Origin of the sequence: Bradyrhizobium sp. CCGUVB1N3, assembly GCF_024199925.1 — a bacterium.
In the GTDB taxonomy this organism is placed as follows: Bacteria; Pseudomonadota; Alphaproteobacteria; order Rhizobiales; family Xanthobacteraceae; genus Bradyrhizobium.
The window spans coordinates 734,318-757,131 of record NZ_JANADR010000001.1 but is presented as its reverse complement, the minus strand read 5'-3'; the positions used below and the strand labels follow the sequence as shown (position 1 = coordinate 757,131).

The window sequence follows — 22,814 nt, the reverse complement described above, 5'->3', positions numbered from 1 at the left end:
GGGGGAAATGGCCGGATCCACCGCAAGTGAGCAAAGGCTCACTTGTGCCGCACCCACCCGACACCGCCGAGCTGCGCGGACAAGGCCGGCAGACCCAATATGCAGCGAAGACTAGAAAAGTCATACGATTTCCCGAGCCGCGCGTGCCGCCTTGAAACAGCAGCATTTTCTGGCTATATTTGACCATCGATACTTGGCCGAACGACTGGGCCGCTTCGCCTCGTTTTTGACAGGCGCGCACGCTTCAGATGATTTCTCCCAAAACATCGACCAATCCGGATCGTGGACGCACTGATGCGTACCGGTCCACGTGCGTACTTCTCAAACAAAGGAAATTCCCATGGCTATGGGCACCGTGAAGTGGTTCAACAATCAGAAGGGCTTCGGCTTCATCCAGCCGGACGACGGCGACAAGGACGTCTTCGTGCACATCAGCGCGGTTGAACGCGCTGGTCTCAGCACCCTCAACGAAGGCCAGAAGGTGTCGTTCGACATCGTCGCAGACCGCCGCAGCGGCAAGTCTTCGGCCGACAACCTCCGCGCCGGCTAGTCCGCCCGCGCGCGACGCATCAGAGCGCTCTGACCACGGACGTACTGGCAGAGCGTAAGCGATCAAGCCCCGCCACCGAGCTTCGGTGCGCGGGGCTTTTGTTTTAGGCGGGATGGTGGCCCTGCAGTCGCGGTGCGTAGGATGGCTAACCCACCTACGAGAGCTAGGCCTTCTTCAGCACCGAGACGAAGAACCCATCCGTCCCTGTGCGCCTTGGCGTCATCAGCCAGCCTTCGGCGGATTGCAGCGCGGCTTGCGTGAAATCCTCCGCCTTGTCCCAGAGCACGCTCGCGGTCTGCTCACTCGGCACGACCGAGAACTCCGGATGGCGCGCCACGAACGCCCGCACCTGCTCGCCGTTCTCCTCCGACAGCACCGAGCAGGTGATGTAGGCGATGCGGCCGCCCGCCTTCACCAGCGGCGCGGCGCGCTCGAGCACTTCGGCCTGGTCCTTCAGCCGGATCTCCAGGGCACCGGGGCGCATGCGCCATTTGGCGTCGGGATTGCGGCGCCAGGTGCCGGTTCCCGTGCAGGGGGCGTCGATCACGACGAGGTCGGCGGTGCTGCGAATATCTGCGAGCGGATCGGCCTCGCCCTTGGGCGTGCGGATCTCCGCATTGTGGACGCCGGCGCGCGACAGCCGCTCGTGGATCGGGGCGAGCTGGCGCTTGTCGCGGTCGGTCGCGATCAACCGTCCCTTGCCCTGCATGAGGGCGGCGAGCGCCAGCGTCTTGCCGCCGGCACCGGCGCAGAGATCGATTACCTGCTCGCCGGGTTTTGCGGCCGTGAACAACGCCGCAAGCTGCGAGCCTTCATCCTGAACTTCAATGGCGCCCTTGATGAAATCCTCTTCCGACTGGATGCCGGGATTGCGCGCGTCCGCGCCAAGCTCGATGCGCAGGCCGTTCGGCGACCACGGCGTCGGCTGCGCCTTCAAATGAGATAATCGGCCGAGAACCTTGTCACGACTGCCTTTCAGCGTATTGACGCGCAGATCCAGCGGCGCGCGGCTCGCCATCGCGGTCGCTTCCGCTGCACGGTCCTCGCCAAAGACCTTGGCAAGGTACGGATCGAGCCACTCGGGATAGTCGCCGGCGACCGAAGCCGGTGCGTCCTTCAGGGAACGCGAGGCGAGTGCGGCCTGCTCGGCCTCGCTCAAGGGCTCCGGCGCATAGCGGTTGCCGTCGAACAGCGCGGCCATGGTCGGCGTGTCCATGTCACGCTCCAGGCGCAGCATGCCGATCAGGCGCGCCCGCGCGGTGTCAGCGTCCATGAGATACGCGCTGGAGGCGTAGCGGCGCAGCACGTCCCAGACGAGGCCGGCGATCGCCGCGCGGTCGCCGGAGCCGGCGAAGCGATGCGCGGTGCCCCACTCCTTCAGCGCCTTCGCCGCGGGCACGCGGTCTCTCTCGATGGTGTCGATCAGTTCGATGGCCGCGGACAGCCGGGCAGCAGGGGTCATTTGAATCTTTCAGATCAGGATCGGCGCGGGAAACGCTCAAATCAGCAACAAAATCTTCAGTGCGAAGTAGATCCACATCGCGAGCAGCACGAGCATGCCGGCGAGCCAGATGGTCGAGCGCTGGCCGAGGTCGTTCGAGTTGACGAAGACGCCGGCATGGGCGAACCGCGCCACCACGAACACCCAGGACATCAGCACGATGACGAGATCGGCATGGCGCAGCGGCAGCGCCAGCGCGATCAGCACGTAGAACAGCACCGGCAGCTCGAACTGGTTGGCAAAGCAATTGGCGATCTGCGTGGCGCGCTTCGGCCAGTTCTGTTCGCCCAGCGCAATGTCGCGGATCTTGGTCTCGCCCGAGACCAGCGTCTCGCGCCGCGCCAGCGCCATCCAGATCAGGAGCGCGAAAGTCAGCGCGACCTGAACGAAGACCGGCAGCAAAACCATTTGAACGGACATCGGAATCCTTCCCGCTTGGTGCGAGGGCGAAACCGTCATTAGCCGCCACCGCTGGCCCTGACAATCAACGACTTGAACCACCGTTCCCGCATCTGCGACCAACTATCGATAGTTAAAGCGATTTTGGCCTCTCCTCGCGCGCGACCCGCAAGGCGCCACCATGCTCCTGTTGTCGTCCCTCTCCGCCCTGTTCAGTGATTCCGCCGACGGCGGGCTCGGAATCCTGATGTCGGCGCTTTCAGGCGTCGCGGCGGCCCTGGCGGTCGCGATCAGCCTCACCGTCTATTTCCGCACCGGCTACCGCACCCGGCGCGATATCGTACGACATGGGATCGCAGCACTGGCTGCCCTGGGGCTGTCAGCCTTCGTCGCCTACGACATGCCCCACGTCGCGCTCGCCTATCTCGGGCTCAATCCCTCCAAGCCGGCGGCCGAATTCGAAATTCGCTTACCCAGAGGGACTTTAGTGGAGGCTTCTGGCACCCAGATCGAGCTCCACACCGACCGCAACCAGCGGCTCGCATAAATCGAAGGCACGGTCGCGTGCTGTGACCGTCATGGTCCCGACGCTTGTCGGGCCTACCATGAGGCATGACCGAGTTCCGCCTCACGCAGATCTCCGACACCCATCTCGGCCGCCGCTTCCCTGGCCTGATCACGAACTTCCATCGTGTCGCCGAGCATATCGACGCCGCCCGGCCCGATCTCGTCGTCAACACCGGCGACGTCTCCTTCGACGGCCCGACCAGCCGCGACGACATGGAGTTTGCAAAAACCCTGCACGACGCGCTGCCCGTGCCGTGCCGCTATCTGCCGGGCAATCACGACATCGGCGACAATCCGACCGCGATCGGGCCCGCGCCATCACCGCCGGTGGACGAAGCGCACCGCCGGCAATTCTGCGCCGTCTTCGGCCACGACCATTGGCAGTTCGAGGCGGCCGGCTGGTGCTTTGTCGGCCTCAACTCGCTGGTGATGAATTCCGGACTTGGGTTCGAGCCCGAGCAGTTCGACTGGCTCGCCTCGCAATTGTCGCGCGCGAGCGGCAAGCCGATCGCGCTGTTTGTGCACAAGCCGCTATTCCTGAACAGGCCCGACGACCCCGAGACCGTCGATACCGCGATCCGCTACGTGCCCCAACCGGCGCGGCAGCGCCTGATCGAGATGATGGCGGGCGCCGACGTTCGCCTTGTCGCGAGCGGGCACGTTCATCAGCGGCGCGATTTCACCTATCGCCACACAAGGCATGTCTGGGCGCCCTCGGCCGGTTTCGTCATCTCCAGCGACGCGCGCCAGGTGCGGATCGGGATCAAGGAGACCGGCCTCGTCGAATACCGCTTCCAGCCCGACAGCTTTGAGGTCCGTCACGTCAGGGCCGCTGGCCAGGTCGATGTCGACATCGAGGAATTGCTGGCGCAGATGGGTCAGCCTCATCCTTAGGCATCTCTCCCTACTTTAGTACCTCCATGCCTCGCTCTTATCCTCAAGATGGCTAGAAACTCCTAATGACAACGTTGTCATTTCCGTCATATCGTCGTCACCGGCGATTGAGCGCCGCGAGACGGAGTGACAATGCAGTCGTTTTCCCGGTGGGGCGCCCAGCGCCTGTCTGCGACCACGAGGGGCATCCCCCTGGTCGATGGACTCGCGACCGAGGAGATCGGCAGCCAGAGCTGGCAGCCCTCCCGCGGCGACCTCGCGCTCCCCGCCCTCACCCTGGATGAAGCCGCCTTTGCGGCCAACCGCGACCTCTTCCTGCGCTGGTGCAGTGGTGCCGGCGTTGCCGTTGCCCCCCACGCCAAGACGCCAATGTCGCCGGAGCTCGCCCGCTCGCTGCGCGAGGCCGGCGCCTGGGGCACGACGGTCGCCAACATCCAGCAGGCCGCCGTGCTGCTCGCCCATGGCGAACGGCGCCTGCTCTTGGCCAACGAGATCGGCGGGCTTGCCGCCGGACGGCGACTCGGCGCGCTGCTCGGCGCCTATCCTGATGTTGAATTCCACGCCTTCGCGGACTCGCCGGCTGCGGTCGCTTCGCTTGCTGAGGCGGCGCGGCTCTCGGGCCACAGCGATATCTCCGTGCTGGTCGAGCTCGGCGCCGGCCGCGCCGGCGCGCGCGACCTCAGCACGGTCGCGGGCGTGATCGCGGCGGTGATCGCTGCGAAGGGCCTCTCGCTCGGCGGCGTCGCCACCTACGAAGGCGCCGTCGCCACACCGGATCCGGACGAAACCGCGCGAGCCATCGCAAACCTGATGGCGCGCACGATCGAGGCCTTCGCGCTCGTGCGCGACGCCGCCGCTGGCCGCCCGCTGATCCTCAGCGCCGGCGGCTCGGCTTATTTCGACGTCGTCGCAGCCGCGCTCGTGCCGGTCGCACAGCGCGATGGTGATGCGACCGTCGTCTTGCGCTCCGGCGCGTTGTTCTTCGCCGATCACGGCATCTATGCACGCGCCTTCGCAGAACTAGACCGCCGCGGCGGTCTCGTCATCGATGGCGTACGCCGCTCCGCGGCTGAGGGCTTTCGCCCTACCCTCACGCTCTGGGCCGAGGTGCTGTCGCGCCCCGAGGCCCGGCTCGCGATCTGCGGCTTCGGCATGCGCGACGCCTCGTTCGATCAGGGCCTTCCGATCGCGCTCCGCGTCTTCCGCGATGGCGTGGAGCAGCGAGGCCTTGCCAAGGCGCTCACCGTCACGCGGCTCAATGACCAGCACGCCTTCGTCACCCTCGCTGAGGACAGCCCGCTCGCTGTCGGCGACATCATCGCCTTCGGCATCTCGCATCCCTGCACCTGTCTCGACCGCTGGCGCGTGATCTATGGCCTCGATGCAGGCGGCACGGTCACGCGTGCGCTCACCACGCAGTTCGGCTGAGCGGCACATGAACTTCCTCCCGCTCTGGCGCTATCAGAACCAGTTGATCGACGGGGCGATCGTCACGCTCGAATTGACCGTGATCGCTGCACTGTTCGGCCTGCTGATCGGCATTGCCGGCGCCGTCGCGCTGAAGGGCCGCATCAAATCGCTGCGCTGGCTGGTGCGCGGGTACATCGAGCTGTTCCGCAACACGCCGTCGCTGATCCAGATCTTCATCGTCTTCTTCGTGCTGCCGACCTTCGGCCTCAAGCTGCCGGCTTTCGAAGCGGCCGCCGTAGCGCTGTCGCTCTATTTCGGCGCCTATTCGGTCGAGATCATCCGTGCAGGCCTTGATTCCATTCCGAAGAGCCAGGTCGAGGCCGGCCACTGCCTCGGGCTTTCCGGCTGGCAGGTGTTTCGCCACATCGTGCTGCCGCCGGCGCTGCGCAATGCGTATCCGGCGGTGACCAGCCAATTCGTGCTCCTCTTGCTCGGCACTTCGCTCGCCTCGCAGGTCGCCACCGATGAACTGTTTCATGTCGCAGGCTTCATCGAGAGCCGCACCTATCGCAGCTTCGAGGTCTATGCGGTGATCTGCATCGCCTATTTCGCCATGGCGATGTCGTTCAAGGCGCTGTTCGCGCTTGTTGGCGCGGCCGCCTTCCGCTGGCCACGGCGGCGTTGAGGGAAAAGCGATGCGATCCTTCACCCTCATTGATCTCGTCTCGCTGTTCGCAGCCCTGCGCTGGACCGTCATTCTCGTCGTGCTCGCGCTCGCTTTCGGCGCGCCGCTGGCGCTCGGACTTGCCATGGGCCGCATCAGCCGCTTCGCCGGCATGCGCTGGACGATGGCGGCGATCATCCAGGTCATCCAGAGCGTGCCGCTGCTCGGGCTCCTGTTCTTCTTCTATTTCGGCATGCCCGTGTTCCTCGGCATCCAGGTGCCGGCACTCGTTGCGGTCACCGTCGCCTACACTCTCTACACCGCGGCCTTCCTCGGCGAAATCTGGCGCGGCGGCTTGGAGGCCGTGAAGCTCGCGCAGTGGGAGGCCGGTAGCTGCCTCGGCCTGTCGCTCTGGCAACAGTTCCGCCACATCATCGCGCCGCAGGCGCTGCGACTGTCGCTGCCGCCGACCGTCGGCTTCCTGGTGCAGCTCATCAAGGGCACCTCGCTCGCCTCGATCCTCGGCTTCGTCGAGCTCGCCCGCGCAGGGCAAGTGGTGAGCGCGGCGACGTTCCAGCCGCTCCTCACCTACGCGCTCGTCGCCGCGATCTATTTCGCGCTGTGCCTGCCGCTCACGCTCTGGTCCCGCTCCCTGGAGGCCCGCCTCGATGGCTCTCGTTGAAATCCGCGACGTGCACAAGAAGTTCGGCCGGGTCGACGTGCTCAAGGGCGTGTCACTCGACGTCGAGGAAGGCGAGATCGTCACGATCATCGGCCGTTCCGGTTCCGGCAAGTCGACGCTGCTCCGCTGCATCAACGCGCTGGAGAGCGTCGATGCCGGCGAGATCCGCGTCGAGGGGCAAAAGATCCACGCTGGGATGCCCGACCTCAAGAAATTCCGTCAGCGCGTCGGCATCGTGTTCCAGGCCTTCAATCTGTTTCCGCATCTGAAAGTCGAGCGCAACATCACCCTGGCTCCACTCCTGACCCGCCGCGTCGACAAATCGAAGGCCCGCGCGCTCGCCGATGACGTGCTGACGCGCGTCGGGCTTGCCGACAAGATCGACGCTTGGCCGGAGCAGCTCTCCGGCGGCCAGCAGCAGCGCGTCGCGATCGCCCGCTGCCTCGCCATGGCCCCTCACCTCATGCTGTTCGACGAGGTGACCTCGGCGCTCGACCCCGAGCTCGTCGGCGAGGTCTTGAAGGTGATGGAGGCGATGGCCAAGCAGGGCATGACGATGATCCTCGTCACCCACGAGATGGGCTTTGCCCGCAACGTCGCTGACCGCATCGTCTTCATGCATCAGGGCCGCGTTTGGGAACAGGGCCCGCCGTCAAAGCTGTTCGCAAACCCCGAGACACCCGAACTCGCAAGCTTCATCGCTTCGGCGAAATGAACGTCGTCCCACCAGTCCGGCCATCGTGCCGCCACCAGGAGAGAGTCATGAGAAAGCGGAAGTCCCTGTTCACGATCGCAGCAGCGGCGCTTGCCGTCCTAGCTGCGACAAGCCTTGCCAAGGCCGACAAGCTCCAGGACGTGCTCGGCGCGGGCAAGCTTCGCGTCGGCATCCTCACCGACGCCGCACCCTGGGGCTTCAAGGACGACAAGGGCGAGATCGCCGGCCTTGATGCCGACCTCGCCAAGCTGATCGCCGCCGACATGGGCGTGAAGCTCGAGCTCGTGCCGGTCACCGGCCCGGCGCGCATCCCGAGCCTGCTCTCGGACAAGATCGATATCCTGATTGCGGGTCTCGGCGCCACACCGGAGCGCGCGCAGCAGGTGATGTTCTCGCAGCCCTATGCGGTGGTGAATCTCGGCGTCTACGGCGCCAAGTCGATTCCCGCGGCAACAGGCAAGAAGCCGGACAATCTGGAGGGGCGCACCGTTGCGGTCGCCAAGGGCACGACGCTCGACGTCTGGCTCACCGACAACGCCCCGAAGGTGAAGCTGGTCCGCTTCGAGGACACGCCGGCGGCGATCGCAGCCTTCCTCGCCGGACAAGCCGATACCTTTGCCGAGAACAGCGCGATCGCGATCAAGGTGCAGGAGCAGAACCCGACCAAGGAGGTCGAGCTGAAATTCCTGATCCGCCAGTCGCCGGCCCATGTCGGCGTGCGCCAGGGCGAGCAGAATCTGCTCAACTGGATCAACACCGACATCTTCACCAACAAGCTCAACGGCAAGCTCGGCGCGCTGCAGCTCAAATGGTTCAAGGAAGAACAGTCGCTGCCGACGCTGTAAGCTCGAACAACGCTCCCGCGCGGCGTGCGCGGGAGCTCACTTTCACGAGGAGAATTTTCAGATGATCAAACGTTACGTCGTCGGCCCCCGCATGAGCCAGGCCGTTGCCGCCGGCGGCATGGTGCACATCGCGGGCCAGGTCGCCGATGACCGCAAGGCCGGCATCGTGTCGCAAACCCGGCAGGTGCTTGCCAAGATCGACGCGCTGTTGAAGGAAGCCGGCTCCGATCGCTCCAAGCTCGTGGCGGTCAACGTCTTCCTGCCGCACATCACCGATTTCGACACCATGAACTCGGTCTATGACGCCTGGATCGATCCGGCCAATCCGCCTGCGCGCGCCTGCGTCGAAGCCCGCCTCGCAGATCCCGATCTGCGCGTCGAGATGACCGCGGTCGCCTTGCTCTAAAGGCCCTTTCTTCCAACCTTCGGCCGGCGTCGGCGACGACGCGGCCCTGAGGCCATCCATGCATACCGGACTTTTTCACGAGATCGATTTCGAGAAGGACCAGAAATGGTCCGGCCATCTCGGCATTCCCTTCTCGATCGACCGCTCCCCCTACTTCCAGCTCAAGATCCCGATCTTCCGGATCAGGAACGGCGCCGGCCCAAAGCTCCTTTTGATGGCCGGCAATCACGGCGACGAATATGAGGGCGAGATCACGCTCGCGCGCCTGTTTCGCCGGCTCGATCGTGCCGCCATCAAGGGCGAGATCACGATCCTGCCCTTCGCCAACCTGCCCGCCGTGATGGCGGCGCGGCGGCGCTCACCGCTCGACGAAGGCAATCTCAACCGCGCCTTCCCGGGCGATGCCGGCGGCACGCCGACGTTCCGCCTGGCCCACTTCCTCGAACACGATCTTTTTCCGCGCCACGACGTCGTCTTCGACATCCATTCCGGCGGCACCTCGATGGCGCATGTGCCCTGCGCGCTGATCGAGCGGCAGGGACCACCCGAGATGTTCGGCCACGCGCTGCGCCTGATGGAAGGGTTGGGGATGCCCTTCGCCTTCGTCGCCGAAAATGGCGCCACTGCTCCGACCTCGATGGCGGCGGCGGCGCGCGCCGGCGCGATCGGACTGTCAGGCGAATTCGGCGGCGGCGGCACCGTCACGCCGCAAACGATGGCGCTGACCGCGCGCGCCGTCGATCGGCTGCTCCTCGCACTCGGCATCGTGCAGGCGCCGGTGCTCGGACCTCATGCGCCGGTCGAGCGCGATACCGAATTGCTGGCCCTGCAAAGCCACGCGCAAGCGGTCTTTGCGACCCGGCGCGGCTGGTTCGAGCCGGCCGTCACGGTTGGTGCACGCGTCAAGGCCGGCGACATCGCCGGCTGGTACCATGATTTCGAGCGCCCGGAAGTGCCTGAAGAGGTGCTGCGCTTCCCCGCCGACGGCATCGTGATCTCGCAGCGCCTGCACACCGACAGCCAGAGCGGCGATTGCCTGGTCCAGGTCGGCCGCGCCCTGACACGCGAGGAGGTGCTGGCGCGCTGAGAGCTTTGGCGACGACACCATCTTCAACCACCCTCGGGATTCGATGACAGATCCGGCAAAGCCAACCTACGACGACGTGCTGCGCATTCCGGCGCCGGGTGGCCGAGGCAGCGCGGGTGGACGGCCGCCGCGCATCGAGGAGGTGGCGGAGCGCGCCGGTGTTGCGCCGATCACGGTGTCGCGCGTGCTGCGCCATCCCGAGAAGGTCAACCGCGAGACGCGCGAGCGCATTCTCGAAGTGATCGAGGCGACAGGATATGCGTCGAACCCGCATGCGCGCGCGCTGCGCTCGGGCCGGTCGAACGTGGTCGTCGCCTTCGTCTCCAACATCCTCAGCCAGCAATTTGGGCTGGCGGTGCGCAGCTTTGCCGCCACGCTCGAGCCGGAAGGCTTTGAGGTGCTGGTCGGCCAGACCTCCTACTCCTACGCCAAGGAGGTCGCGATGATCCAGTCGCTGCGCGGCATCCGCCCAGCGGCGGTGATGTTCACAGGTGTGATCGAGCTTCAGGAGAATCGCACGGCGCTCACCGAGCTCGGCATACCCGTGATCGAGACCTGGGCGTTTCCACGCGATCCCATCGACATGCTGGTCGGCCTCTCCAACACCGACGCCGGCGCCATGGCGGCACGGCGGTTGGCAGACGCCGGACATCGCCGCGTCGCCTTCATCGGGCGCCGCAGCGGCCGCGGTGCGCTCCGCCGCGACGGGTTTCGCGCCGCGGCGGCAAGGATGGGCCTCGAGATCGTCCACGAGATCGGCCTCAGTGAGATCACGGGCCTGGTCGACGGCCGCGCCGCCTTCACCACCCTGCTCGACCGCGGTGGGCGCGTCGACGCGGTTTTTTGTGCCAACGATCTGCTCGCGACCGGCGCGCTGATCGAGGCGCGGTCGCGCGGCCTGATGGTGCCCCGCGATCTCGCTGTGCTCGGTTTCGGCGACAACGACGTGGCGGACCAGATCACGCCGGGCCTCACCACCATCACCTTTGATTCCGCCGCGATCGGCCGCATCGCCGCTGAGCTGCTGCTGGCGCGCCTGTCCGGCGCGCCGAGCGCAGAGCCGCGACGCGCGGTCGAACTCGCCCTGGCCGAGCGCGGCAGTGTGTAACGCTTACGCGACGTCCCTCAGATCCTGCTGGATCGCGGCCAGCAGCGATTGCAGAGCGTCGCTGTTCACGGGCTTTGCGCTCGCGACCACCCGCGGCGCAGGGCGCTTGGGGAAGACCGGCCGGGCCGGAAACGGCAACGGAGCTGCGGCTGCGGTGCTTTCGGGCCCATCATCGCTGTGGACGAACTTGCCGTGCAGCACGTCGTCGTGACGGCCCATGACGAACATGGTTGCCCAATAGCCGGCGGCCAGAAGGATTACGCTGAAAATACCAATCTCTAACATCATCGCACCTGAAATATGCGCGATGATTCAATGCCTTCCCCGGCCCGTCAATGAACGGAGGGTCATACCATCGGCATTTACGGGCCGGTGTTGCCGTTTGGTGACTCTTTATTAACGATTGCCGTCCCCCGAAGGGGCCGGCAATCGGCGCAGATCAGCCCTTGTCCGGCCCGACCCGGACGAGTTGCTTGCCGAAATTGGCCCCCTTCAGGAGGCCCATGAAGGCGCCGGGCGCGCTGTCCAGGCCTTCCGTGACGAACTCCTTGTACTTGACCTTGCCCTCACGGACCCAGGCGGACATGTCGCGCAGGAAGTCGCCGTGGCGAGCGGCGAAGTCGCTGACGATGAAGCCGCGGAAGGTCAGCCGCTTGGTCAGGGTCGCGCGCATCATGCTGCCCGCCCATTTCGGCGGCTTGGCCTCGGTGTCGTTGTAATGCGCGATCAGGCCGCAGACCGGCACGCGCGCGAAGGCATTGAGCTGCGGGAAGACCGCCTCGAACACCGCGCCGCCGACATTCTCGAAATAGACGTCGATGCCCTTGGGGCATGCGTCCTTCAACTTCGCCGCGAGATCGGGATCGCGGTGATCGATGCAGGCATCGAAGCCGAGCTCCTTGACGACGTAGTCGCACTTGTCCTTGCCGCCGGCGATGCCGACCGCTCGGGCGCCCTTGATCTTCGCGATCTGGCCAACGGCCGAGCCCACCGCGCCCGAGGCACCGGCGACGACGACGGTCTCGCCGGCTTGCGGCTTGCCGATGTCGAGGAGGCCCGTATAGGCGGTCATGCCGGGCATGCCGAGCACGCCGATCGAGGTCGAGATCGGACCGAGCTTGGGATCGACCTTGATCAGGCCCTTGCCGTTCGAGATCGCATGCGTCTGCCAGCCGGCGCGCGTGCGCACGATGTCGCCCTTGGCGAAATCGGCATTGTTGGAGGCCGTCACCTCGCTGACCGTCTCGCCTTCCATCACGCCGCCGATCGGCACCGGCGCGGCATAGGACGGACCTTCGCTCATCCGTCCGCGCATATAGGGATCGAGCGACAGCCAGACCGTGCGCAACAGCACCTCGCCTGCGCCCGGCGTCGCTACTTCGAATTCCTCGATGCGGAAATCAGACGGCTTTGGCTCGCCGACAGGACGTGCGGCGAGAACGATGCGTTTGCCTTGGGACATGATGGCTTCCTCCGGAATGTCTTTCGCCTCGACGGAAGCGGAGCAAGCGAGGCTCGTCAATACACAAGCGGCGGAGCGGTTGGTCGCAGAAGCATGCGCCCCTCTCGTGTCCCGGACGCGCTGCAGCGCTTTTGCGCTGCTGCGCAGAGCCGGGACCCACGCCTCACAGATGAATTCCTCAGTATGGAGAAACGCTGGGCCCCGGCTCTGCAGCGCACCGCTGAACTGGACGATGCAAGGGAAGCGCTGCGCTGCGTCCGGGGCACGAGAGCGGCGTTAGCCCCCGCCTGGATAGTTCGGGCTCTCGCGCGTGATGGTGACGTCGTGGACGTGGCTTTCGCGCAGGCCCGCGCCGGTGATGCGGACGAACTGCGCCTTGGCGTGCAGATCGTTCATGTCGCGCGCGCCGACATAGCCCATCGCGGCGCGCAAGCCGCCGGCGAGCTGGTGCATGACGTTGCCGACCGGCCCCTTGTAGGGCACCTGGCCCTCGATGCCTTCAGGCACGAGCTTCAAGGTGTCCTTGATGTCCTGCTGGAAGTAGCGGTCGGCGGAGCCGCGCGCCATCGCGCCGACCGAGCCCATGCCGCGATAGGCCTTGTAGGAGCGGCCCTGCCACAGGAAGACTTCGCCGGGCGTCTCGTCGGTTCCGGCAAGCAGCGAGCCGACCATTGCGATGTCGGCGCCGGCCGCCAGCGCCTTTGCCAGGTCTCCGGAGTACTTGATGCCGCCGTCCGCGATGACGGGGATGTCGGCCTTCTTCGCCGCTTCCACTGCGTCCATGATCGCGGTGAGCTGCGGCACGCCGACGCCGGCGACGATGCGCGTGGTGCAGATCGAGCCAGGGCCGATGCCGACCTTGATGCAATCGGCACCCGCATCGATCAGCGCCTGCGCGCCTTCCGAGGTTGCGACGTTGCCGGCGACGACCTGCACCGAGTTGGAGAGACGCTTGATACGGTTGACGGCATGGAGCACGTGACGGGAGTGGCCATGCGCGGTATCGACGACGACGAGATCGACGCCGGCGTCGATCAGCCGCTCGGTGCGCTCGAAGCCGGTATCGCCGACGGTGGTGGCAGCGGCAACCCGCAGGCGGCCCTGCGCGTCCTTGCAGGCGAGCGGATGGGCGACCGCCTTCTCCATGTCCTTCACGGTGATGAGACCGACGCAGCGATACTGGTCGTCGACGACGAGCAGCTTTTCGATGCGATGCTTGTGCAGCATCCGCCTGGCTTCATCCTGGCTGACATTCTCGCGTACCGTGACGAGATTTTCGTGCGTCATCAGCTCGGAGATTTTTTGCTGGCGATTGGTCGCAAACCGCACGTCGCGGTTGGTGAGGATGCCGACCAGCTTGCCCGGCGTGGACTTGCCGGCGCCGGTGACGACGGGAATGCCGGAGATGCCGTGATCGCTCATCAGCTTGAGCGCGTCGTCCAGCGTGGCGTCGGGGCTGATGGTGAGCGGGTTCACCACCATGCCCGACTCGTATCGCTTGACCTGCCGCACCTGGGCGGCCTGCCCCTCGGGATCGAAATTGCGATGGATGACGCCGAGGCCGCCGGCCTGCGCCATGGCGATCGCCATGCGGGCCTCGGTGACGGTGTCCATGGCGGAAGCCATGATCGGGATGTTGAGCGGAATGGCGCGGGTGACGCGGGAACGGATGTCGACCTCGGATGGAAGCACGTCCGAGAGGCCCGGCTTCAACAGCACGTCGTCGAACGTAAAGGCTTCGCGGATGCCTTGAAGTTGCACCGTGGCCATATGCCAACTCCTTCCTGCGGCCGTGCCGCAAATGCTTATGGATGAGCGCCGCCCTCGGCGTACCTTGCGGCAGCACCGTCGAATCGGAGCCCATCGGTGGGGTTGACGCCGGTCGATAGCACGGCCGGGTGACGAATCAAAGCAATTCGGCCCGATTGCCAGCCATGCACAGGCTTTTTTGCGTCTTTAGCGCGGATAACCCGGCGGCGGGCCGTGCTGGCGGATCGCGTCCACGACCTCCCGATGCCGCCGGTCCTCGCGCTTCATGTGCACCGCGACGACCGCATGCGCCGACGGCACCAGCAGCAAAATGTGAAAAACCAGGCCGAAAATCAGGCAAACCACGCACAGGACGAGGTTGAAGATCGCCGAGAACGGCTGCCCGTTCAGGAGCAGCCCGATCGGCGGCAGAAGCGCGGCAAGGATGTAGATCATCGCGGGATCTCCGGCAGGCGATGCAACCCGGGAAACAGTCGGGGGCGCACCGTCACGCAGGATTTAGGTGCTATGCGCGGTTCCGCAATGGTCTCGGGGCAGCGAGGGTGTTAAGCCGCATCGCTCATCTCTTCCTTCTGATTTCCATTAAATATCCGTCATGCTGGTCAACAAGCAACGCGTGATCCCGCTGATCGTGGCGACCGCCCTGTTCATGGAAAACATGGATTCGACGGTGATCGCGACCTCCCTGCCCGCGATCGCCGCCGACATCGGCACCAGCCCGCTGACGCTGAAGCTCGCGATCACCTCCTATTTGCTGTCGCTCGCGGTGTTCATTCCGGCGAGCGGCTGGACCGCAGACCGCTTCGGTGCGCGGATGGTGTTCGCGATCGCGGTCGGCGTGTTCATGGTCGGCTCGATCGGCTGTGCGCTGTCCCAATCGGTGACGCATTTCGTGATCGCGCGCATCCTGCAAGGCATGGGTGGCGCGATGATGACGCCGGTCGGACGGCTCGTGCTGCTGCGTTCGATCGACAAGAGCGCGCTGGTCAACGCCATGGCCTGGGTAACCGTGCCGGCACTGATAGGCCCTGTGGTCGGCCCGCCGCTCGGCGGATTCATCACGACCTATGCATCCTGGCACTGGATCTTCCTGATCAACCTGCCGATCGGGTTGCTCGGCATCTTCATGGCGTTGCGCTTCATCGATCCGATCAAGAGCGAGGCGCAGGAGCCGTTCGATCTCTACGGCATGGTGCTGGCGGGCATTGGGCTCGCCGGCATCGCCTTCGGCCTCTCCGTTGCGGGCCTGAACCTCCTGCCCTGGAGCACCGTGCTGGCGCTGGTCGCAGGCGGATCGATCTCGATGACGCTCTATGTGCTCCACGCCCGGCGGACGGGATCGCCGGTGCTGGATTTTTCGCTGCTGAACCTTCCGACGCTGCGTGCGGCCGTCATCGGCGGGTTCATGTTCCGGCTCGGCATCGGTGCCCTGCCGTTCCTGCTCCCGCTGTTGATGCAGATCGGCTTCGGGCTGACGCCGTTCCATTCCGGCCTCGTCACCTTCGCCTCCTCGCTCGGCGCCATGGGCATGAAGACGTTGGCCGCGCGCATCATCCGCACCTTCGGCTTCCGCAACCTGATGACGGTGAACGCGATCATCAGCGCGTTCTTCCTCGGCGTCTGCGCGCTGTTCACGGTGACCACGCCACTCCTCATCATCATGGTCATCCTGGTGGTCGGCGGCTTTTTCCGTTCTTTGGAGTTCACCGCCATCAACACGGTGGCCTATGCCGAGGTCGAGGCCCCGCAGATGAGCCGCGCCACCACGCTCGTCAGCGTCAACCAGCAGCTCGCGGTCTCCGCCGGCGTCGCGGTCGGCGCCTTCTCGGTGGAATCGACGATGTGGTGGCGCCATGTCAGCGAGATCGACGCCACCGTGTTCTGGCCCGCTTTCATTGTCGTGGCGCTGACGTCGGCGGCATCATCGTATTTCTTCTGGCAGATGCCGGATGATGCCGGCCACGAGATCTCCGGCCGCAAGGCCGTCGAGATCGCCAGCCGCAAGGGCGCGGCGAAGAGCGCGGCGAGTGCCGCCGTCAAGGCGGCGACTGAGGACACCCAGGACATGCGGGATCAGCGGCTGGGGTAACTCGCCCTCCGCGCATCATCAGGAGCTGGCCGGCTGCTGTAGCGGTATCAGCGCATAGCCGACGCCGCGCACCGTTGCGATCGGCGCCGCCGCGCCTTCGTATTGCATTTTGCGGCGCAGCCGCACGATCAGATTGTCGACGGTGTGCTCGCTGATCTCACGAGGATCGCGGTTCGAGATGACATCGAGCAGGAAATCGCGGCTCAGGGGTTGGTTCATGTGGGACGCGAGGGCGACGAGGATGTTGAATTCCCCCGACGTCAGCTTGACCATGCTTCCGTCCGGACGGAACAATTCGCGCCGGACCGGATCGAGAATCCAGCCGTCAAAGGTGATGATCGATTCTTTCGTGCGCCGCAGGACGCTGCGGATGCGGGCCAGTAGCGTGCGCAGGTTGATGGGCTTCGAGACATAGTCGTCGCCGCCGGCATCGAGCCCTGAAAGCACGTCGTCATCCGAGTCGCGGCTGGTGACGAAGATGAGGCCGCATTGCTCGCCGAGCCGCAATTCTCGCGCCAGCGCAATGCCGTCGGCGTCCGGCAGATTGATATCGAGCAGGACGATGTCGGGCCTGAGTTTGGCCAGACCGGCGCGCAGCTCGGCGCCGGTCGCTACGCCGTGAGCAACCATGCCCTCCTCCTTCAGGAACGAGGTCAGCATCAACCGGATCTCCGGCGCGTCCTCAACCACGAGTACAGTTGACATCGGCTCCTTCGAACTCCGTGCAGACCACTGCGGAACCCGGGGCGCCTCGTCCGGCGCCGGCCCCTTTCAACACGACGCTGATTTGCCTGCGGAGCGCATTGATGGCGTCATCCCGATCGCGAAGCCCAGCCGCCACGGTCCTTGCGGCGACCAGCGCGTCGTCGGCGCTCGCGGCGAGTTCGGACATCCGCAGATTGGCCGCGCTTCCCTTGATGCGGTGTGCGATGCCCGCCAGTTCCTTCGGAGCCAGGCCGTCTCGCGCCAGCGCACGATCGAGCTCCAGCAGGCTATCCGCGAACAACTCCTGGAATTGGTCGATTTGATCACGCCCGAAGACCTCTTCGAGCGTGAACGCTTCATCCGGCGGCTGCGGAGCCAGGAACGCCTCGATCTTCCAGACGATGTCATCCGCGGACAGCGGCGCGGCAAGCACGAGATCTGCGCCTTCTTCCAGGAGACCCGCGACCTCCCCGCCGGCGGACGTTGCGATGATGAAGATTCGCTTGCCTTCGTCCGACATGCGCGCGCGCAACGCTCCCAGAAAGCCGGATGGTGGAGCGACTGCGACGATCGCCGCGAATTCGCGCGCCGCCAGCATGGCACCGGCCGCTTCGAAAGAGCCGGCCGGAAAGACCCGAAAACCGAGGTGCCGCAGGGCACTGTGCGTTGCCTTGCTGGTATCGCCCACCACCAGAACATCGCCGCCGACATTCAGGGCGACACCGGGACCGGCGACAGGCCATTGCCGGATCGTCAGCGCGGTCTCGATCGCGAGATGCAGGGCAACGGCATCGACCGGCTTCGCAAGGTGTCCATCCATGCCGGCAGCACGACAGGCATCGACATCTTCCGACATGACGTTGGCGGTCAGCGCGACAATCGGAACCCCACTCTGCGGCGACGGCAACGCGCGAATCCGCCGCGTAGCCTCCAGCCCATCCACATCCGGCATCTGCACGTCCATGAGGACGGCATCGAAGCGAGCGCTCCGGACCAGCTCGATCGCCTGCTCGCCGGACCTGACGAGCGCAATCCGGTGGCCCGCCCGCCCCAGGATGCCACGAGCGACCTGCGCATTGATGTGGAGGTCCTCGACCAACAACAGGTTCAACGGCCTGACCGGCGTAGCCGCAACGTCGATCGCCTCGCGCGCACCCGGGCCCTCGTGCGCCGGGAGCGGCAGCGAGAAGCGGAAGCGGCTGCCGAGCCCCGGCGTGCTCTCGACTTCGATCTCGCCTTTCATGCCTTCGACGAGCCGCTTGCAGATCGCAAGTCCAAGGCCGGTTCCGCCGAAACGCCGGCGGATCGAGGCATCTCCCTGCTCGAACGACTGAAACAGATTCGCCTGCTGCTCGACCGTGATGCCGATGCCCGTGTCCGAAACACAATAGATGACCTGTGCATCGCCCTCGCGCCCCGATGCCATCACCTCGACCGTGACGCCCCCTTGGCTCGTGAATTTCAGGGCGTTACCGATCAGGTTGAACAGAATCTGTCGCACACGTGACTGATCGCCCAGCACCCATCTTGGCACGGTCGGCGAAAGCACGAGCTCCAGCGTCAACCCCTTCTCATGCGCGCGCGGCGTCATCAGATTGACGATCTCGCGCAGGCTTTGCCTGACATCGAACGGCGCGTGTTCGTAGATCTCGGCCCGCCGTTCGAGCTTGGAGATGTCGAGAATGTCGTCGAGGATCTTGAGAAGTCCCGCTGCCGACGACCTGATGGTCGAAACACGCTTGCGCTGGGCAAGCGGCAACGGATCATCCAGCGCCAGTTGCGCCATGCCGAGGATTCCGTTCATGGGCGTACGGATCTCGTGGCTCATGACCGCGAGGAAGTCGGACTTGACGCTCGCGGCCGCCTCCGCCGCGTCCTTGGCTTCGCGCAACTCGAAGTTGGCCTGCCGTTCACGCGCCATGCGCAGGTACTCCTCGCGCCGTAGCCGGTTGAACTGGGTGCGGGACACGGCGCCGACCACATACCCGACCAGCACGACCAGGACGATGATCGTGAGATCAAGCGGGCTCTCCGGGTCCGGCCTGAACACCGCCCAGAACAACAGGCTGACGATGGGCGCGTAGGCGCTCGTCAACGCGACCCAGCGAAATCGCCCGGGAAGGCACAGGTTGAGCGCGATGGCAATCAGCGGCAGCAGCAAGCCGCCGTGGCGCGTCAGGCTCGGATGGTTGAAGACCAGCGCGTTGAGCGTGAAAAACGCGACCTGGTGGAGATGAGTGATGGCGACGATGCGGGAATATCGGGTCGTCCGCAACACGGCCAGCACGGCGGCGATCGCCGCGAGCGCGATCAGGAGCCGAATCTCGACGAAGAATGCCAGCCGCGAGCCGGCCAGCGTCAGGAAATCCAGCGGCGCGAACGACAGGCTAGGGTCTGTACTCAATAAGGATTCCGGCTGAGCCCGGTTTGTGATTCAAGGTCTCCGAAGATGATTTGGAGGCCGGGATGGCGAAGGTGCTCTACCTTTTGAACGATGCGGAATGGCGGCGGATCGAGCCGTTGTTGCCCCGTGGTCGGCGTGGAGCGCGTCGCGTCGACGATCGCCGGGTGATCAGCGGGATCGTCTACATGCTGCGTTCGGGCGGTCGCTGGCGCGATTGCCCGGCGGGGTATGGTCCCTACACGACGATCTACAATCGCTATAATCGCTGGAGCCGTCAGGGGATTTGGCACGACATCTTCAAGGCTCTGACCGGTCATAGCGGCATCTTCGGCACCGTCGCCATCGACAGCACCCACGTCAAAGCCCACCGCTCCGCCGCTGGCGCAAAAGGGGGGACTTCGCGCAAGGTATCGGCCGCTCGCGCGGCGGGCGCACGACGAAGCTCCACGGCCTGACCGACGCCAAAGGACGGCCTCGGGTGCTTTTGCTCACCGCCGGCAATGTCAACGACATCACCGTTGCCGCCGATCTGGTCCGCGCTATCGGTCCCTTCCGCCGCCTGATCGCCGACCGCGGATACGACGCCGATCACCTGCGCCACCTGATCAAGGGCCGCAAAGCTGAACCGGTCATCCCCTCGACCACATCAAGGCGCAGCCCTATTCCTTACGACAAACGCGCTTACAAGCAGCGAAACCGCGTCGAACGTATGTGGTGCAGACTCAAAGACTGGCGTCGCATCGCCACCCGATACGACAAACTCGCCAGGAATTACCTCAGTGCAGCCTTCATCGCCGCCGCAGTCACCTATTGGCTCAATTGAGTCCGGACCCTAGCGGCCGTGTCAGCCAGGATGCACAACAGAGCCATGGCGCGTGCCGACCGCCAGGTGCTCGCCGAGAACGCCTCCTCCGTCTTACCGTCGCGAAATTCGCCGCTCGTCCCGATCAGCCTGTGAAGGTCGAATTCTACCGCCGGCATTCCGGCCGATCTCCTCGTCGCCATCTGTGCGCTTCATTTGCAGAAGTGCCCTGCCCTCGTCCAGAGCCAATGTCGGCGTAATTGGCCGCGTGCCCAGCGCGTTATCCAAAGATCAACGCGCGTTGATGGTCGATTCCGCCCCTTTCGCCTACGAGACCCCTTCAGTCGATCCCAGACACGTCAGACGTCGCGTCGCTTGGATTGTGCGGCCGCTGGCTGGCCGTCCGCCCTGTCAGTGCGATCCCGCGTCGAGACCGGACCTTGGCGGGGATCAACACAGGTGGGGAATTGGGCATGACTTCTTTCGGGCGCATCTGGGGAGCGATCTCGGCGGCGACGCGTGCCGCATCACGCGCGCTTGCGCTGTTCGTTCTGGTGCAGGCGATCGGCGTCGGCACCGCTCTCGCGGCCACCACCTGCGCCGACATCAATGGCGGCGCCTTCAACGGCGTCGCTGATCACCAGTCGGACACCACGGTGTCGCTGACCGCCGGCGACGTCATCACCTTGAACTATACCTTCCTCATCGACACCACCTTGTTCTACGGCATCGAGCTCGGCGTCGGCGGCCACTATGCCGACGGCACCAACACCGCATCGGGCACGCTCCAGGTCACCGTGATCACGACGGGTGCACAGATTTTCAACTGGCGCTCCCTGAGCGAAGATCAGGCGTCGCAGATCAACGTCACCGTCACCTGCGCAGGGACCACGGCATCGCCGGTCGCCAATCCCGTGAGCGCGACGGTCGCCCATGACAGCAGCAACAATCCGATTACACTCAGCATCACGGGGGCCGCGGCCAGCTCGGTGGCGGTGGGTACATCGGCCTCGCACGGTACGGCGACCGCCTCGGGCCTATCGATCACCTACACGCCGACGCCCGGTTATACCGGCGCGGACAGTTTCACTTATGCAGCGAGCAATGCGGTCGGCACCTCGTCGCCGGCGACCGTCAGCATCACGGTGACGGGCAACACGTCCGGTCCTGTCGTGACGAGCGCCAGTCCGGCCTCGGGGCCGGTGGTCGGACGTCAAACCACGATCGTCATCGGCCAGCAGCTCACCGGGGCGACGTCGGTGAAATTCGGCGGCGTAGCGGTGCTTGGATTCCAGGTGCTGAGCGCGACGCAGATCTCCGTGGTCACGCCGCCGCACGCGGCCGGCACCGTCGACATCACGGTCACGACCCCACTCGGATCGGCCACGGGGACGGCGCTCTACCGCTATACGGCGATGCCCGATCCGAGCGCGGATCCGACCGTGAAGGCCATGGTCGACTTCCAGGTCCACACCGTGCAGGTGATGGGCCAGCAACAGATCGACAATGTGCAGGACCGGCTGACCGAGCTGCACAATGACGACGTGCCCGTGGTCAGCAACAAGGCTTCGATCACGCAGTCTGCTGGCTCCCAAAGGCCCTATGGCCCGCCGGCGGCGAATCCCGACGACAGCATGGCTAGCGCCGCCGACCCGGCGTAGGCACGGCGCAAGCCCAATGGCGAGCAGGCCTCGCCGGCGGCAGCCGCCTCCAACTCGACGTTGCGCTACTGGACTGCGGGCGCGCTGCAATTCGGCCGCGACACGACCTATGCCAGCGCCAAGTACAACGTGTCAGCGACCGGCCTGACCGCCGGCGTCGACGGCCGCCTGGCACCGAATCTGAAGTTTGGCATCGCGGTCGGCTACGGCATCGATCACGCCAAGATCGGCAGCGACGGCTCAGGGATCGATGCCAGCACCTGGTCGACGCAGCTCTACGCCAGCTATCGCGCCGCCCCGCACTGGTTCATCGACGGCGTCATCGGCTATGCGGCAGGCACGCTCGGAAATTATCGCTATGACACCTCGGCACTGGCGATCGGCTCCGGAAATCGCGGGGCGAGCGATGTCTTCGGCTCGCTGGCAGTGATCCGCGAGTTCGAGCTCAACCGCTGGAAGATCGCGCCCTATGCGCGGCTCGACATGCAATCGATCCGGCTCGCCAGCTATGCCGAGACCGGCGCGGGCATCTACAATCTCTCCTTCAACCAAACCTCGGCCTTCGATCTGGCGGGGATGGTCGGGACCAAGCTCAGCCACGTAATGGACACCTCCGCGGGCATGCTCAAATCAACCGTCGAGCTCGCCTATCGGCACGGCTTCAGCGGTGCCTACACCCAGATCGTCTCCTACACCATCGATCCCGCCACCACCTACGGCCTGTACGGCCTGTCGGAGAAGCGCGACCAGGCCCTGATCGGCCTTGGCGTCGAGCTGCAGGTGAACCGGTCGCTAGGCTTTGGCCTGCAGTTCGACGAGCTGATCGCAAACCAGGCGAGGAGCGAGCGCGTACGGGCGCGCGCCAAGCTTGCATTCTGAGCAGCGCGCAAACACCTCAACCCAGATTTCGGAGGCCAGACATGATCGTTGCAAGCAAGTCAGCTCGCGCAAGGTTGACCACTCGGCCAACAGCCCAAAACGAAACGGGCTGGCTCTTGGCCGTAGCCGCCGCATTTCTCATCGTCCACATCGTCGCCTTGACGGTCTGGGCGCGTGCCTCCTCGGACCGGACAACGCCAGCACAACTCGCCAT

At 65.3% G+C, this 22,814-nt stretch carries 23 protein-coding genes; 15 read left to right on the top strand and 8 right to left on the bottom strand.

The features are described 5' to 3' along the window. Positions 1–340: 340 nt before the first annotated feature. Positions 341–550, top strand: coding sequence for a cold-shock protein (locus NLM33_RS03440; protein WP_254094698.1), 210 nt, complete (start codon positions 341–343; stop codon positions 548–550). Positions 551–713: 163 nt separating this feature from the next. Here NLM33_RS03440 and NLM33_RS03435 read toward each other — a convergent pair whose 3' ends face one another. Together NLM33_RS03435 and NLM33_RS03430 are read right to left on the bottom strand one after the other, a co-directional pair. Continuing rightward, positions 714–2,012, bottom strand: coding sequence for an RsmB/NOP family class I SAM-dependent RNA methyltransferase (locus NLM33_RS03435; protein ID WP_254094696.1), 1,299 nt, complete (start codon positions 2,010–2,012; stop codon positions 714–716). Between the two features lie 36 nt (positions 2,013–2,048). After that, positions 2,049–2,471 carry an MAPEG family protein gene (locus tag NLM33_RS03430; RefSeq protein WP_254094694.1) on the bottom strand — a complete coding sequence of 141 codons (423 nt, stop codon included), beginning with the start codon at positions 2,469–2,471 and terminating at the stop codon, positions 2,049–2,051. A 160-nt stretch (positions 2,472–2,631) separates the two neighbouring features. Here NLM33_RS03430 and NLM33_RS03425 point away from each other — a divergent pair, with 160 nt between their 5' ends. The 10 genes from NLM33_RS03425 (at position 2,632) to NLM33_RS03380 (ending at position 10,828) form a co-directional block, all read left to right on the top strand. After that, on the top strand, positions 2,632–2,997 hold the full coding sequence (locus NLM33_RS03425) for a hypothetical protein (protein ID WP_254094692.1): 366 nt from the start codon (positions 2,632–2,634) through the stop codon (positions 2,995–2,997). Positions 2,998–3,062: 65 nt separating this feature from the next. After that, complete coding sequence (locus NLM33_RS03420; protein WP_254094690.1) at positions 3,063–3,911, top strand: metallophosphoesterase; 849 nt, start codon at positions 3,063–3,065, stop codon at positions 3,909–3,911. A 132-nt stretch (positions 3,912–4,043) separates the two neighbouring features. Beyond that, positions 4,044–5,339 (top strand): alanine racemase, encoded by a 1,296-nt coding sequence (locus NLM33_RS03415; protein ID WP_254094688.1) that lies wholly within the window; start codon positions 4,044–4,046, stop codon positions 5,337–5,339. A gap of 7 nt (positions 5,340–5,346) precedes the next feature. Next, complete coding sequence (locus tag NLM33_RS03410; protein WP_254094686.1) at positions 5,347–6,006, top strand: amino acid ABC transporter permease; 660 nt, start codon at positions 5,347–5,349, stop codon at positions 6,004–6,006. Between the two features lie 10 nt (positions 6,007–6,016). Beyond that, positions 6,017–6,667: an amino acid ABC transporter permease gene (locus NLM33_RS03405; protein ID WP_254094684.1), complete on the top strand. Its 651-nt coding sequence runs from the start codon at positions 6,017–6,019 to the stop codon at positions 6,665–6,667. Then, positions 6,654–7,382: an amino acid ABC transporter ATP-binding protein gene (locus tag NLM33_RS03400; protein WP_254094682.1), complete on the top strand. Its 729-nt coding sequence runs from the start codon at positions 6,654–6,656 to the stop codon at positions 7,380–7,382. Before NLM33_RS03405 ends, NLM33_RS03400 begins: the two co-directional genes overlap by 14 nt. Positions 7,383–7,429: 47 nt before the next feature. Further along, positions 7,430–8,227 (top strand): transporter substrate-binding domain-containing protein, encoded by a 798-nt coding sequence (locus tag NLM33_RS03395; RefSeq protein ID WP_254094680.1) that lies wholly within the window; start codon positions 7,430–7,432, stop codon positions 8,225–8,227. 61 nt (positions 8,228–8,288) lie between these two features. Further along, positions 8,289–8,633 (top strand): RidA family protein, encoded by a 345-nt coding sequence (locus NLM33_RS03390; RefSeq protein WP_254094678.1) that lies wholly within the window; start codon positions 8,289–8,291, stop codon positions 8,631–8,633. A gap of 58 nt (positions 8,634–8,691) precedes the next feature. Next, positions 8,692–9,720, top strand: a complete 1,029-nt coding sequence (locus NLM33_RS03385) for a succinylglutamate desuccinylase/aspartoacylase family protein (RefSeq protein WP_254094677.1) — start codon at positions 8,692–8,694, stop codon at positions 9,718–9,720. A gap of 43 nt (positions 9,721–9,763) precedes the next feature. Beyond that, positions 9,764–10,828, top strand: a complete 1,065-nt coding sequence (locus NLM33_RS03380; RefSeq protein ID WP_254094676.1) for a LacI family DNA-binding transcriptional regulator — start codon at positions 9,764–9,766, stop codon at positions 10,826–10,828. 3 nt (positions 10,829–10,831) lie between these two features. Here the strand turns inward: NLM33_RS03380 and NLM33_RS03375 are convergent, their stop codons facing one another. The 4 genes from NLM33_RS03375 to NLM33_RS03360 form a co-directional block, all read right to left on the bottom strand. Further along, the gene (locus NLM33_RS03375) at positions 10,832–11,113 is read right to left on the bottom strand and encodes a hypothetical protein (protein ID WP_254094675.1); all 282 of its coding nucleotides are present in this window, start codon (positions 11,111–11,113) and stop codon (positions 10,832–10,834) included. Positions 11,114–11,267: 154 nt separating this feature from the next. After that, positions 11,268–12,290 (bottom strand): NADP-dependent oxidoreductase, encoded by a 1,023-nt coding sequence (locus NLM33_RS03370; RefSeq protein ID WP_254094674.1) that lies wholly within the window; start codon positions 12,288–12,290, stop codon positions 11,268–11,270. Between the two features lie 276 nt (positions 12,291–12,566). Continuing rightward, positions 12,567–14,060, bottom strand: coding sequence for an IMP dehydrogenase (gene guaB / locus NLM33_RS03365; protein WP_254094672.1), 1,494 nt, complete (start codon positions 14,058–14,060; stop codon positions 12,567–12,569). Between the two features lie 186 nt (positions 14,061–14,246). Further along, the gene (locus tag NLM33_RS03360) at positions 14,247–14,495 is read right to left on the bottom strand and encodes a hypothetical protein (protein ID WP_254094670.1); all 249 of its coding nucleotides are present in this window, start codon (positions 14,493–14,495) and stop codon (positions 14,247–14,249) included. Positions 14,496–14,658: 163 nt separating this feature from the next. Here NLM33_RS03360 and NLM33_RS03355 point away from each other — a divergent pair, with 163 nt between their 5' ends. Beyond that, on the top strand, positions 14,659–16,149 hold the full coding sequence (locus NLM33_RS03355) for an MFS transporter (protein ID WP_254105636.1): 1,491 nt from the start codon (positions 14,659–14,661) through the stop codon (positions 16,147–16,149). Between the two features lie 18 nt (positions 16,150–16,167). Here NLM33_RS03355 and NLM33_RS03350 read toward each other — a convergent pair whose 3' ends face one another. Next, positions 16,168–16,854, bottom strand: coding sequence for a response regulator transcription factor (locus NLM33_RS03350; protein WP_254094669.1), 687 nt, complete (start codon positions 16,852–16,854; stop codon positions 16,168–16,170). After that, positions 16,832–19,258: a sensor histidine kinase gene (locus tag NLM33_RS03345; protein ID WP_254094668.1), complete on the bottom strand. Its 2,427-nt coding sequence runs from the start codon at positions 19,256–19,258 to the stop codon at positions 16,832–16,834. The genes NLM33_RS03350 and NLM33_RS03345 overlap by 23 nt, the downstream gene beginning before the upstream one ends. A 62-nt stretch (positions 19,259–19,320) precedes the next feature. Between NLM33_RS03345 and NLM33_RS03340 the strand changes: the two genes are divergently transcribed. The 3 genes from NLM33_RS03340 to NLM33_RS03330 all read left to right on the top strand — a co-directional run bounded on the left by NLM33_RS03340 (position 19,321) and on the right by NLM33_RS03330 (position 22,600). After that, a protein-coding gene (locus NLM33_RS03340) for an IS5 family transposase (protein WP_254094667.1) occupies positions 19,321–20,081 on the top strand; the annotation gives its coding sequence in 2 pieces (ribosomal slippage) (positions 19,321–19,659 and positions 19,662–20,081; 759 coding nt in all). A 452-nt stretch (positions 20,082–20,533) separates the two neighbouring features. After that, complete coding sequence (locus NLM33_RS03335; protein WP_254094666.1) at positions 20,534–21,721, top strand: IPT/TIG domain-containing protein; 1,188 nt, start codon at positions 20,534–20,536, stop codon at positions 21,719–21,721. A gap of 60 nt (positions 21,722–21,781) precedes the next feature. Further along, complete coding sequence (locus NLM33_RS03330; RefSeq protein WP_254094665.1) at positions 21,782–22,600, top strand: autotransporter outer membrane beta-barrel domain-containing protein; 819 nt, start codon at positions 21,782–21,784, stop codon at positions 22,598–22,600. Positions 22,601–22,814: the final 214 nt, after the last annotated feature.

Bases quoted from the DNA above. Each gene is read 5' to 3' on its own strand.
- NLM33_RS03370 (WP_254094674.1), bottom strand. From the start codon at position 12,290: ATGTCCCAAGGCAAACGCATCGTTCTCGCCGCACGTCCTGTCGGCGAG.
- NLM33_RS03405 (WP_254094684.1), top strand. From the start codon at position 6,017: ATGCGATCCTTCACCCTCATTGATCTCGTCTCGCTGTTCGCAGCCCTG.
- NLM33_RS03390 (WP_254094678.1), top strand. From the start codon at position 8,289: ATGATCAAACGTTACGTCGTCGGCCCCCGCATGAGCCAGGCCGTTGCC.
- NLM33_RS03350 (WP_254094669.1), bottom strand. From the start codon at position 16,854: ATGTCAACTGTACTCGTGGTTGAGGACGCGCCGGAGATCCGGTTGATG.
- NLM33_RS03375 (WP_254094675.1), bottom strand. From the start codon at position 11,113: ATGTTAGAGATTGGTATTTTCAGCGTAATCCTTCTGGCCGCCGGCTAT.
- NLM33_RS03440 (WP_254094698.1), top strand. From the start codon at position 341: ATGGCTATGGGCACCGTGAAGTGGTTCAACAATCAGAAGGGCTTCGGC.
- NLM33_RS03415 (WP_254094688.1), top strand. From the start codon at position 4,044: ATGCAGTCGTTTTCCCGGTGGGGCGCCCAGCGCCTGTCTGCGACCACG.
- NLM33_RS03430 (WP_254094694.1), bottom strand. From the start codon at position 2,471: ATGTCCGTTCAAATGGTTTTGCTGCCGGTCTTCGTTCAGGTCGCGCTG.
- NLM33_RS03380 (WP_254094676.1), top strand. From the start codon at position 9,764: ATGACAGATCCGGCAAAGCCAACCTACGACGACGTGCTGCGCATTCCG.
- NLM33_RS03435 (WP_254094696.1), bottom strand. From the start codon at position 2,012: ATGACCCCTGCTGCCCGGCTGTCCGCGGCCATCGAACTGATCGACACC.
- NLM33_RS03335 (WP_254094666.1), top strand. From the start codon at position 20,534: ATGACTTCTTTCGGGCGCATCTGGGGAGCGATCTCGGCGGCGACGCGT.
- NLM33_RS03385 (WP_254094677.1), top strand. From the start codon at position 8,692: ATGCATACCGGACTTTTTCACGAGATCGATTTCGAGAAGGACCAGAAA.
- NLM33_RS03360 (WP_254094670.1), bottom strand. From the start codon at position 14,495: ATGATCTACATCCTTGCCGCGCTTCTGCCGCCGATCGGGCTGCTCCTG.
- NLM33_RS03410 (WP_254094686.1), top strand. From the start codon at position 5,347: ATGAACTTCCTCCCGCTCTGGCGCTATCAGAACCAGTTGATCGACGGG.
- NLM33_RS03400 (WP_254094682.1), top strand. From the start codon at position 6,654: ATGGCTCTCGTTGAAATCCGCGACGTGCACAAGAAGTTCGGCCGGGTC.
- NLM33_RS03420 (WP_254094690.1), top strand. From the start codon at position 3,063: ATGACCGAGTTCCGCCTCACGCAGATCTCCGACACCCATCTCGGCCGC.
- NLM33_RS03425 (WP_254094692.1), top strand. From the start codon at position 2,632: ATGCTCCTGTTGTCGTCCCTCTCCGCCCTGTTCAGTGATTCCGCCGAC.
- guaB (WP_254094672.1), bottom strand. From the start codon at position 14,060: ATGGCCACGGTGCAACTTCAAGGCATCCGCGAAGCCTTTACGTTCGAC.
- NLM33_RS03395 (WP_254094680.1), top strand. From the start codon at position 7,430: ATGAGAAAGCGGAAGTCCCTGTTCACGATCGCAGCAGCGGCGCTTGCC.